The 12358-nt window shown below is 43.2% G+C and carries 7 protein-coding genes; 5 read left to right on the forward strand and 2 right to left on the reverse strand.

The window, feature by feature from the left end; all coding sequences use genetic code 11:
- Positions 1-155: 155 nt before the first annotated feature.
- Both MUS1_RS10185 and MUS1_RS10190 read right to left on the reverse strand, forming a co-directional pair.
- Positions 156-1037: a DMT family transporter gene (locus MUS1_RS10185; protein WP_036162182.1), complete on the reverse strand. Its 882-nt coding sequence runs from the start codon at positions 1035-1037 to the stop codon at positions 156-158.
- 482 nt (positions 1038-1519) lie between these two features.
- Positions 1520-2713 carry an FAD-dependent monooxygenase gene (locus MUS1_RS10190; RefSeq protein WP_036162183.1) on the reverse strand — a complete coding sequence of 398 codons (1194 nt, stop codon included), beginning with the start codon at positions 2711-2713 and terminating at the stop codon, positions 1520-1522.
- Between the two features lie 329 nt (positions 2714-3042).
- Between MUS1_RS10190 and MUS1_RS10195 the strand changes: the two genes are divergently transcribed.
- From MUS1_RS10195 to MUS1_RS10215, 5 genes are read left to right on the forward strand one after another with little or no spacing between them, the layout of a single operon-like run.
- Positions 3043-4497, forward strand: a complete 1455-nt coding sequence (locus MUS1_RS10195; RefSeq protein ID WP_036162185.1) for a circularly permuted type 2 ATP-grasp protein — start codon at positions 3043-3045, stop codon at positions 4495-4497.
- 2 nt (positions 4498-4499) lie between these two features.
- Positions 4500-5444, forward strand: a complete 945-nt coding sequence (locus tag MUS1_RS10200; RefSeq protein ID WP_036162187.1) for an alpha-E domain-containing protein — start codon at positions 4500-4502, stop codon at positions 5442-5444.
- Complete coding sequence (locus MUS1_RS10205; protein ID WP_036162188.1) at positions 5441-8815, forward strand: transglutaminase family protein; 3375 nt, start codon at positions 5441-5443, stop codon at positions 8813-8815. Before MUS1_RS10200 ends, MUS1_RS10205 begins: the two co-directional genes overlap by 4 nt.
- Before the next feature lie 27 nt (positions 8816-8842).
- A complete protein-coding gene (locus MUS1_RS10210) occupies positions 8843-11422 on the forward strand; it encodes a circularly permuted type 2 ATP-grasp protein (RefSeq protein ID WP_084035601.1) in 2580 nt (859 codons plus the stop codon).
- A complete protein-coding gene (locus MUS1_RS10215) occupies positions 11419-12300 on the forward strand; it encodes a transglutaminase family protein (RefSeq protein WP_036162190.1) in 882 nt (293 codons plus the stop codon). Before MUS1_RS10210 ends, MUS1_RS10215 begins: the two co-directional genes overlap by 4 nt.
- Positions 12301-12358: the final 58 nt, after the last annotated feature.

Below are 12358 nucleotides of genomic sequence, written 5' to 3' on the forward strand. Positions count from 1 at the left end.
CGATTTAATTTCTTGCACTATTAATGCCATCAGACAGCGCTGAGTTAAAAAACACATTTTTTTGCATTATTTAACCGCACAATAACTCAATAAGACTTTATGTTTGTATCATGACAATTAAGTTATTTCGAAAAGCACATTTAATTATGTTGAGGTTAATATGATTTAAATAGACCTTTAATTTGCGGCCAACGACTGACCAACATAGCCACAAAAATCAAAAAACAACCAAATACTTGGCCTAACGTCATTACCTCATTAAACCAAAGCACAGCAAATATCGCGGCCCACACAGGTTCTAAATTCATAATAACAGCGCCGTGGCTCACAGGCGTTAAACTCAAACCATAAGTTTGTAATAAATAACGTAGGCTGGTAGAAATCAGAGTACTGGCTAAAAACCAACCAGCCACACTCATACTAATACTGTGCGGCAACGTTTCTGTCGGTAAAGAAACACTCAGTAATACAACACCAGCGACAATTAACTGAATACTGGTTAGCACCAAGGCATGCATACGCACTAAAAACCGAGAAAGAAGGTTAAGTTGAAAGGCCAAAGCAATAGCGGTTCCTAAAAAATACAAATGCGCTGACTCAAAGCTCAAACCATTACTCAACGCTAAAAATGCCAGACCTACAACCGCAACAGGCAAAGCAACCCAAATACTCATTGGAGGTCGGATACCAAACATAAGACGACCGATAATAGGTACGAAAACAACACCAAGGCAAGTTATAAAAGCCCCTACGCCAAGGTTGGTTCCTTTATCAAGTCCGGTTATCCAGCTCATCATGGCAATCCCCATAACAATACCGATCAAAATGGCTTGTTTAAGATCAACCCATTTGATACCACGGAAATACCTTTGCCCAATAAGAAACAAAACAAAACCCGCAACAATAAATCGTGCTGCCATAAAAAAGAGTGGTGGTAGGCCAAACAAAGCTTCCTTTGAAAAAATCCAACCAAAGCCCGCCAAAACAGTCACTAACACCAAAATCAGCTCTGCTTTAAAACCAAATCCTTGCTTCACAAATATTCCTTATGTATACGACGTAATATTAAGTAGAAAAAAATTCCTGAGTGTACCAAGAAGTTAAAATAGAAAAGCGGGAAATAAAAAGAAAATCCACAAATTAAGCCCACACTACTCTTTTCAAACTATAAGTATTTCAAAGACAGCCTCTAAACCTTCAGACGAAAATACAAATTATTTGAAACAGTAATATGGGCTTCATTACAAAGTGCCATTTAGACACTTTACTATATTAATTTCCATCTAACTTAAGATGAAAATCTCGAACTACTTAACCGCTTTAGGCCAGGAAAACACAATAGAGATAATCCCAGCGAGCTCTAATAACCAGCTGTATTGGACAGAACCTACTAGTGACAATGGCGAAACACTGGCCAAAGAAGATGCTAATAAATAATTGTCATGAAGATCATTAATTTAGATATAATAAAAACATATTATTATATCGACATTAAGATCAAAAGGTAATAGATATCGTTTTATGGCTTAGTGACATCGTACCCATAAACAGAATCTAATTTAGATTGAATAACATCAGGTACAAAGTGAGACGCGGCCTGCAAAGCCTTCAACTTCAATTTTCCCAATACACCGCCATGCATGTGATACAAGCTCGCATTAGCTTTGGACATTTTTTGAATTTTAGTCGCGCGTGGTTTACGGATTTTTTCGTACTCAACCAAAGCATCTGACATTTTGTAGCCCGCTACACATTTTGCCAATACATAAGCATCTTCAATCGCCATGGCTGCGCCTTGCGCCATAAAGGGCAACATAGGATGACAGGCATCACCAAGTAAAACCACACGACCTTGGTGCCATGTAGGAAGTTCATCGCGACCATTTAACGCCCATAAAAAAGTGCTACTCGCAGCAGACAACAATTCAGTAACTTCAGGGTGCCAACCAGAAAAACTTTGTTTGAGCGCTTCTATATCCCCTTCTTCACGCCATGATTCTGACGTCCAATCATTACGCTCTTCTACCGCAACAAAATTCACATACTCACCGCCGCGTAAATAGTAGCTGACAAAATGACGGTTTGGCCCAACCCAAACACAGGCATCCGGTTTAATTTCAACATTTAAATCACTGACAGGAATAACGCCACGCCACGCGACCTGCCCCATAAAAGTCGCTTTTTGACGACCTAACATTTGCTCACGGATTTTAGAACGAATACCATCCGCTCCGATCAACAAGTCCGCTGTCAGTTCTTGTCCATCGTCTAAAAATAAGCTGACTTGGTTTGCTTCTGTATTTTCCTTATAACCTGTCACCGTGGCGCCAAGCATTAATTCGATACCGGCCTCTATACAAGCCTGAACCAAAACACTGTGTAAGTCCGCTCGATGCAAATGCCAATAAGGTGCTCCATAACGATTGATGGTTTTCTCAGCCAAAGGGATTTCAAGGTAATATTCGCCAGTTTTAAAGTCTCGCATCGTGGCTCGTTGAGGAACAAAAGCACACGGCTGCAATGCAGATTCCAAACCGAGTTCACGGAGCACTTTAAAAGCATTAGGACTAATCTGTAAGCCAGCCCCAACCTCACCTAAATGCTTGGTTTGCTCACAAACCATCACATCAAAACCCTGCTTTGCCATCGCTAGTGCAGAACACAATCCGCCGATACCCGCCCCAACAATAATGACTCGACTCACCTGCTCCACTTTCTTTTCCTTTCTATTAACAATGCGTTGATAAAGTTTGAGCACAATAGTAGCGAATTACACCTTTAGTAAAACAGATCTATATCATCCAGATAAAAATCAAATATGCACTATATTGATCAAAAGCATGGCTCGATACTTGCTTTATCTACAAATAGTAGCGCATTGTTACTGTGACCTACCAATTAAGACAAGACAACACAAAGGCCAAGACTGGTCTAGTATTAAAAAGGAAACAAGTCTCCCTAATATGGGGCGAGCGCACAAAAACCGCCCATAAAAATGTACATAATTACAGCGCCTAGCTTCGGTTTGATAAAGAGGTATACATGGATACATTAACAAGCCAATACCAATCATCTGATTTCTTTGATGAATTAATTGATGACAAAGGAGCCCCTAGAGCTCCTGCAAAACAACTTCTAGGATATTTAGACAGCCTTTCAGAAGAGGAATTAGAAAAACGTCGTACAAACGCTGAAGTGACCATACAAGAAATGGGCATCAGTTTTACGGTTTATACAGAAGAAGGCAACATAGACAGAGCATGGCCCTTTGACATAGTGCCACGAACCATACAAGCTTCCGATTGGAAAATCGCCGAAGCTGGCTTAAAACAACGCCTTACCGCGCTAAACCTTTTCATTAATGACCTTTACCACGATCAAAACGTCATCAAAGATGGCATCATTCCCGAACACATTATAAAGGACTCGAAGAACTTCAGACCAGAATGCGTTGGCGTGTCTCCTGCTTATGGCGTTTGGGCACACATTTGCGGTACTGATTTGGTGCGCGATGAACACGGCGACTTTTACGTATTAGAAGATAATTTGCGCGTACCTTCTGGCGTATCTTATATGTTAGAAAATCGAGCCATTACCAAACGCGTGTTACCTGAATTATTTGAAAACGAATCCATACTGCCAATTAATAATTACACCTCCCAATTATTTGACACCTTAGCTTCCCTATCCCCTAGAGACATAGAAAACCCTGAAATAGTGGTATTAACCCCAGGAATTTATAATTCGGCTTATTTCGAACATGCTTTTCTAGCTCAACAAATGGGTACTGAGTTGGTCGAGGGTAGCGACTTATATGTCGATACCGACGACTGCGTTTACATGAAAACCATCGATGGCCCTGAACGTGTCGACGTTATTTATCGTCGCATTGATGATTTATTTATTGATCCAGAAGTATTCGACAGCGAATCTGTTCTTGGTGTCGCGGGATTAATGCGTGCATGGCGCAGCGGCAATGTCGCTCTAGCAAATGCACCCGGTGCTGGTGTTGCCGATGACAAAGTTGTTTATGCTTATGTTCCTGAAATTATCCGTTACTACCTGAACGAAGAGCCTATTCTTAAAAACGTAGAAACCTTCCTATGTGATGATCCAGAACAACGTGCGTATGTATTGGAGAATCTGGATAAGTTAGTCGTCAAACCCGCTAATGAATCAGGTGGCTACGGTATGCTCGTTGGCCCACATTCAACGAAAAAAGAACAAGCGCTATTCGCTGAATTAATCACCAAACATCCTCGTAACTACATTGCTCAACCTACGTTAAAATTATCGACAGCCCCAACCTTGATTTCGAAAGGTGTTTTAGAACCACGTCATTTAGACCTTCGCCCTTTCATACTGCAAGCCAAGGATACATACGTCACCACAGGCGGTTTAACTCGCGTGGCAATGAAAAAAGGTTCCTTGGTCGTGAACTCGTCGCAAGGTGGTGGTAGCAAAGACACCTGGATCGTTGAAACGAAGGGGCAATAATCATGTTATCTAGAGTCGCAGAACGCTTATATTGGAGCGCACGGTATTTGGAGCGCGTTGAAAACATTGCTCGTTTGGTCAGTGTGTACGACGATTTATTATTCGACTTACCCAAAGACATTGAAGTGTCTTGGTATAACTTAATCGAAATACTCAGTGGTGAAGAGCTTTTCGAACAGCGTTACAAGGTTAAAGATGAACGCAATGTTGTAAAATTTTTATTGGCGGACGACACCAACGCCAATTCCATGCTGTCTTCACTTAAAATGGTTCGGGAAAACATCCGAACAACTCGTGATGTGGTGCCTAAAGAAACCTGGGAGCTGATTAATGAGCTAGACTTATACGCTCAGAAAAACATCAAACAAGGCATTAACCGTTCAGAACGTCACCTTTTCTTGAACACCATCATTGAAGGCTGTCAAAAAATCATTGGCCTTTTTGCTGGCGCAATGAGTCGTGACTCCGGTTGGCATTTCTTGATTATGGGACGCTATCTTGAACGAGCTGACATGGGCACACGAATTCTAGATGCAGCGGTTTCCTTGATGTTGCAATCTGAACCAGAAGCCAGGATTCAGCTTGGGCAAGTAACTTGGTCAAAAGTCCTCAAATCTCAAAGCGCTTACTTCGATTACCGACGCACAGTAAGAACCTCAATCAATGGCGCGAAGGCAGCGACGTTTTTAATGAATGACCCTTGCTTCCCACGAAGCTTAGATTATTGTTTTGGCCAAATCAGTGAAGCAGCAAAAAAACTACCTCGTGCCGCACTAATTGTCACCCAAGCAAATAAAATTTTTGAATTTAAATACCCTCTTTTAAGTTCAGAAGATTTAAACGAAGACTTCCACAATCACCTTAACGAATTACAAATTGCCATTATTGAAATTAACCATAAGATCACCGAAAACTGGTTTCAATTTAGGCAAGGAGACGCTGAATGACTATTAGAGTCGCAATACAGCACAAAACCACCTATGAGTTTGATCGCTTTGTTAACGTCGCGCCGCATGTTTTAAGGCTACAACCGGCGGCGCATTCTCGTACAAAAATTCATGATTACTCCTTAACTGTCTTGCCTGAAAAGCATTTCATTAACGTGCAACAAGATCCATTTGGGAATTTTCAAACCCGTTTAGTCTTCCCAGAAAAAACCAATAAACTTGAGTTTATGGTGGAAGTAATTGCCGATATGACGGTCATTAATCCATTCGATTTCTTTGTGGAAAGCTACGCGGAAGAATTTCCTTTTGCCTATAAAAAGGAACTCAAAAAAGAACTAGAACCCTATTTACAAGTGACTGAGTCTTGTCCGTTATTGGATAAATGGTTATCCACCGTTGATCGTAAAAGTACACCAACCAATGACTTTCTAGTGGCCATAAACAGTCGACTAGCGGGTGATATTGGTTACGGCATTCGTTTAGAACCCGGTGTGCAAACTTGCGAAGAAACACTGACACTAAAGAAAGGCTCTTGTCGTGACACCTCATGGCTACTCGTACAAATCCTCCGTAGCCTTGGTCTTGCGGCACGTTTTGCGTCTGGCTATTTGGTTCAACTTACCTCTGACGTAAAAGCGCTTGATGGCCCTTCCGGTCCGGAAGAAGATTTCACCGATTTACACGCATGGTGTGAAGTATTTTTACCGGGGGCTGGCTGGGTTGGTCTTGATCCAACGTCAGGTTTATTTGCAGGCGAAGGTCACATTCCACTGGCTTGTACACCAGAACCTGCTTCTGCGGCGCCTATTACAGGGTTAATAGACGAATGTGAATGTGAGTTCAGTTACAGCAATATCGTCACTCGAATTCATGAAGATCCTCGTGTCACTAAACCTTATGCAGAAGGCGAATGGGAAACCATTAAAGCCCTCGGCTTTGCGGTAGACAAACAACTTGAAGAAGGCGATGTACGCTTAACCATGGGTGGCGAACCAACCTTTGTGTCCATTGATGATATGGATTCTGAGCAATGGAATACGGGGGCTCTAGGTACAGAAAAACTCAAACTTGCCAAAGACTTACTGTTAAAAATGAAACAAGAATTTGGTGCCAATGGCTTACTCCATTATGGACAAGGCAAATGGTATCCGGGCGAAGAAGTTCCGCGCTGGGCATTAGGTTGCTTCTGGCGTACGGATGGTGTCGCACTGTGGAATGATACAAAATATTTAGCCCGCGTTGATGCCAATTACAAACACACAATCAAAGACGCAGAAGCCTTCGGAACCTTGCTGTGTGAGCGACTCAGTCTCGACAAGCAGTATCTTCAAAGCACTTATGAAGACACCTTGTATTATTTATGGATGGAGCAATCTCTTCCTGCTGACGTTGACCCAACGAAAGCGGATTTAAACGATGATTTAGAACGACGCCGTCTTGCAAAACTACTGAACCGTGGCCTCAGCACAACAACAGGTTATGTCTTGCCATTAGAGTTCAATGGTCATGATGCGACATGGAAAAGCTCACTTTGGCCCATGCGCAGTGACGTCATCACTCTAATACCGGGTGATAGTCCAATGGGTTATCGTTTGCCATTAAATTCATTGCCTGTCGTTGCAGAAGAAGACCGTATTCCTGAGCGTGACCCTTTTGACCCACGCCAACCACTAGCAAACAAAACAGAAGAAGCAAACTCTTCGGCATCGGACAGTGTCGCCAAACAACATATTGCCAATGCTAAGAAACCTAAAGAAGCGGCCATAGCAACTGAAAAGGCACTAAAAAATATCATTCGAACGTCTTTGTGCATTGAACCAAGAGACGGACGTTTGCATATTTTCATGCCGCCGATGACGCATCTTGAGCATTTTGTCACTCTGTTAGAACACATGGAATACGTCGCTAAAACATTAGACCTTCCTATTGTGATCGAAGGATACGAGCCACCAAAAGATCCTCGTTTACAGAAATTTTTGATCACACCAGATCCAGGTGTCATTGAAGTAAATATCCATCCGGCAGCCAGCTGGAAGGAGCTGGTTCACAATACAGAAACACTTTATCACCAAGCTTACTTATCTCGCCTTGGTGCAGAAAAATTCATGCTCGATGGCAGACACACAGGAACCGGTGGCGGTAATCACGTCACTCTTGGTGGACGAACACCAGCCGACAGCCCTTTGTTACGTCGTCCTGAATTACTGCAAAGTTTAGTGACTTTTTGGCAACACCATCCGGGCTTATCTTACCTTTTCTCAGGTATGTTTATTGGTCCAACCAGCCAAGCACCGCGTCCAGACGAAGGCCGAGATGAAGCCTTATACGAAATGGAGATTGCCTTCCAAAACATGCCTGAAGGCTTAGTCGACGAACCTTGGCTAGCGGATCGACTGATGCGCAATTTATTGGTCGATATCACTGGCAACACACATAGATCAGAATTTTGTATCGATAAACTTTATGCGGCTGGCAGCGCCAGTGGTCGACAAGGCTTACTAGAGTTTCGTGGTTTTGAAATGCCGCCACATCCGCACATGTCACTTGTGCAGATGTTGCTACTTCGTTGCTTGGTCGCTCGTTTTTGGAAAGAACCCTATAAAAAACCATTAGTTCGTTGGGGCACGAGTTTGCATGACAAATTCATGCTGCCGCATTTCGTTTGGCAAGATGTCAAAGAAGTGGTTTTGGATTTACAACGTCACGGTTTCCCATTCAAACTCGAATGGCTTGCTCCTTTTGAAGAGTTTCGTTTCCCTCATTATGGTCGTAAGAAAATCGACGACATGGAAATCGAACTGCGCTGGGCTATCGAGCCTTGGCATGTTCTTGGAGAAGAAATAACAGGGTCAGGCACAGCACGTTATGTTGATTCATCCGTAGAGCGATTACAGGTCAAACTATCAGGTTTAACGGAAGGTCGATACGTGTTGAGCTGTAATGGTCGTCGAGTGCCAATTCGATCAACAGGACGTAAAGGCGAGTTTGTCGGCGCGGTACGCTATAAAGCATGGGCGCCGCCATCTGCATTACATCCTACTCTTGGTATAGACGCGCCATTAGTATTTGACCTAATCGATACATGGAATGGCTTGTCCATTGGCGGTTGTACTTATCATGTAACGCATCCAGGTGGTCGAACCTATGACAATGTACCGGTTAACAGTAATGAGGCCGAAGCTCGCCGCGTAAACCGTTTTTGGGATCATGGTTTTACCCAAGGCACCTTGTCTCCGGCTTCGATATTTAGTGAATTAGCTCCTTTTCATGAAAATGGTAAAGAGTCTCGTCCAATGTCACCACCAGCGGAAGAACCAATGAATGAATATCCGCATACATTAGACCTAAGGAAGAAGTATAATGTTCTCTAATATTTAATTTTTAGGCACAAGCACATTATGCAATTTCAATCAGGTAACTTTGTAACGTCGGTTATGGATGAAAAACCGACGTTATCTTCCGCCTATGACACACCGATGAACGCTTATGATGAAGCCTTCACGGAAGATCGCCAGCCGCGAGAGCACTGGAAATCGCTACTACAAAGCATGGGCAACCTGAACAGCGAAGAAATGCTCGATCGACAACGTCGAGCCCAGCGTATTCTTCGCGAAGACGGTGCAACGTATAATTTAACCAGCGACCCACTGACTCCTAGTGTTTGGTCGTTGGATCTTATGCCAAATATCATTCCAACAGACGAATGGATCAATATTGAACAAGGTCTAACGCAACGTTCAACTTTATTTGATCTCATACTCAAAGACATTTATGGCCCACAAGAGCTACTCAAAAGTGGCATTATCCCTTCAGAAATAATTTTTAGTCATCCCGGTTTTTTACGTCAATGTCACGGAATAACGGTTCCTGGTAAACACGACCTATTGTTACATGCAGTGGATTTGGTTCGTGGCCCATCAGGCCAATTCCAAATCATTGGCGATCGAACTCAAGCTCCTCACGGTGCAGGTTACGCATTAGAAAACCGCACGGTTGTTTCTCGTGTTATTCCGAACAGTTTTAGAGAAAACCAAGTACGTCGACTTGCTGGCTTTTTCCAGTCATTTAAAAACATGCTGTCGACTCTCGCATGTGAATGGACCGACACACCGCGCATCGTCATGCTTACTCCTGGAGCCTTAAGCAGCACGTATTTTGAACAAGCCTACCTTTCCAACTATCTTGGTTTTCCGTTGGTTCAAGGCAGTGATTTAACTGTCAGAAACGGTGCAGTTTGGATGAAGTCTTTAAATGGTTTGGCTCGCGTTGATGTCATTTTACGTCGCGTTGACGACGTTTATTGCGATCAAGCAGAACTAAAAGCCGACTCTTTTCTTGGCGTACCCGGGTTGTTAGAAGTGGTTCGCGCAGGCAATGTCGTATTAGCGAATCCGTTAGGCAGTGGCGTTTTAGAAGCGCCTGCTTTGGTGAAATATTTGCCCGCGATCAGTGACTTCTTAATGGGCGAGCAACTCACCTTACCTTCTGTTTCTTCTTGGTGGTGTGGAGACAAGGCGGATTTGGCTTATGTTATTTCAAACATCAGCAACTTAATTATCAAACCAGCGATTCGTCGCCATGACAGTAATAGCATTTACGGTCATCTGTTAACGACAGAACAAAAATCGGACACCATAGAAAAAATCAAAAAGCGCCCTCACCTTTATGTGGCTCAAAGTTATATTCCGGGTTCTATGGCTCCAATTTGGCTTGATGGAAAAACGCAAGCGAGACCAAGCTTATTACGTGCTTTCACCGTTGCAAATCCAACGAGCTACACCGTTATGCCAGGAGGATTATCCCGCGCGGGGGAATCTGCGAAAGAAACCATCGTTTCTAATATTTCGACCTCCAAATCAAAAGACACTTGGGTAATAGCGGCAGAACCTGAAGAACAAACAACAGGTACTGCAGAGCAAATACTACTTCAAGATGAAGCGCTACAAGCGAATTTACCAAGTCGAGTCGTTGAGAATCTATTCTGGATGGGACGTTATGCGGAACGTGCTGAAGTCAGCATGCGTTTACTGCGAACCATTTTTAAACAAATGAATGGTATCGACCCATTGCCAGATGAAAGTCGACGCACACTTCTAGAAATGGCCTCAATCCAAACTGGCTGCTTACCTGGCTTTATGGAAGCCGATGAAGAGTTGCTTGCCAATCCTGAAGAGGAATTGGTTGCCATTATTACCGATGGCAACCGTGCAGGATCAATAAAAGCCAACTTACAAGCGATGCTCAGTTGTGGCGAGCAAGTAAAGGAAATGCTTTCCGCCGACACCCGAATCATCATTAATGAATTACGGGATCATATTCACGAGTTAGATCGCGCCTACCTGAATGGCTTGCCATCAGCGCCCGAAGAATCACTAGACAGTTTGGTGACATCCTTGCTCGCTTTATCTGGTTTAAATCACGAAAGCATGTTGCGCGGGCTTGATTGGACCTTCCAAGAAATTGGTCGCCGAACCGAACGCGCTTTACAAACAGCAACGCTGCTTCGTTCCGCTCTCACCAAACCTTTATCATCGGTTCCTCAGCAACAAATTCTCGAATCGGTTTTACTCAGCGTGGAAGCGTTAATTTCATTCCGCCGTCGTTATCGTAATCGAGCTCGTGTGGCTTATGGATTGGATTTACTGATGATCGATGGCACCAATCCTCGCTCATTGCTTTATCAGGTAGAACAATTGCGTAAGTACATTAAAGAACTACCGAGAAACCAAACAACAAGAGCGGGTTTGAGTCCTGAAAATAAGATTATTATCAAATCGCTTAATGACATTCAGCTTGCCGATTTAGAAGCTCTTGCCAAGGTCGATGAAGATTCAAACAGTCGCTTATCTTTAGAGCAACTAATGACCGAATTACTAGAACAGCTGGAACAATTTACTGTTTTGATCAGTGAGAAGTATTTTGACCATACTGCTGGCCCTCAATCGTTAATAAAAGCCATTGAGGAGACCGACCTATGAAGTATCGCGTCCGCCACATAACAGAATACACTTATGGCGCGCCGGTTAGCCTATGCTACAACATGGCTCACTTGCTACCAAGAGACACGAAAAACCAGCAGTGCACCAATCACAAAATTCAAATTAATCCGCCGCCAGTTTATCAGAACGACGGCGAAGATTACTTTGGGAATCAGACCTTTTATTTTTCTATTCAAGAAGCCCATAAAAAAATGGTTGTGGATGTCACAACAGACTTCTACATAACACCATTAAATGTGCTTGAACTGCCCACACAAAGCACCATAACCTGTGGCGAATTACGCTCATTATTGGAAGAGCCGAACACACCTGAATTACGCATGGCAAAAGAGTATTTATTAGACTCGCCTCAAATACGTCATTCTGAAGAGCTAAAAGCTTACGCTGAAAGCACTTTTGTTGATAACAAACCCGTTTTACAAGCTGCACTAACTTTCACTCATAAAATTTTTACTGAGTTCAAATTTGACCCACATACCACAACCGTTGCGACGCCACTTGAACAAGTACTCGAACAACGCAGTGGCGTCTGCCAAGACTTTGCCCATTTAGCGATTGGCTGCTTACGCTCTGTTGGAATTCCAGCCCGCTATATGAGTGGCTACCTAGAAACCTTACCGCCACCGGGACAAGAAAAATTAGTTGGCGCAGATGCTTCCCATGCTTGGTTTGCCATTTTCGTTCCGGAACTAGGTTGGATTGAATTTGACCCAACTAATGATTTGATGCCAAGTGATCAGCATATTGTGACCGCTTGGGGACGAGATTATTCTGATGTCACACCGTTGCAGGGAGTTATCTTTGAAGGCGGTGGATCACAGCAGTTAGCGGTCTCCGTGGACGTAAAAAGAATCTAGCTTGATAGTATGTAGAGCCGATATAGGGTAAGCTTCGCACAATTATTGCATACCTGAT

Origin of the sequence: Marinomonas ushuaiensis DSM 15871 (genome assembly GCF_000521805.1) — a bacterium.
Lineage (GTDB): Bacteria > Pseudomonadota > Gammaproteobacteria > Pseudomonadales > Marinomonadaceae > Marinomonas > Marinomonas ushuaiensis.

Bases quoted from the DNA above. Each gene is read 5' to 3' on its own strand.
- MUS1_RS10195 (WP_036162185.1), top strand. From the start codon at position 3,043: ATGGATACATTAACAAGCCAATACCAATCATCTGATTTCTTTGATGAA.
- MUS1_RS10200 (WP_036162187.1), top strand. From the start codon at position 4,500: ATGTTATCTAGAGTCGCAGAACGCTTATATTGGAGCGCACGGTATTTG.
- MUS1_RS10205 (WP_036162188.1), top strand. From the start codon at position 5,441: ATGACTATTAGAGTCGCAATACAGCACAAAACCACCTATGAGTTTGAT.
- MUS1_RS10210 (WP_084035601.1), top strand. From the start codon at position 8,843: ATGCAATTTCAATCAGGTAACTTTGTAACGTCGGTTATGGATGAAAAA.
- MUS1_RS10215 (WP_036162190.1), top strand. From the start codon at position 11,419: ATGAAGTATCGCGTCCGCCACATAACAGAATACACTTATGGCGCGCCG.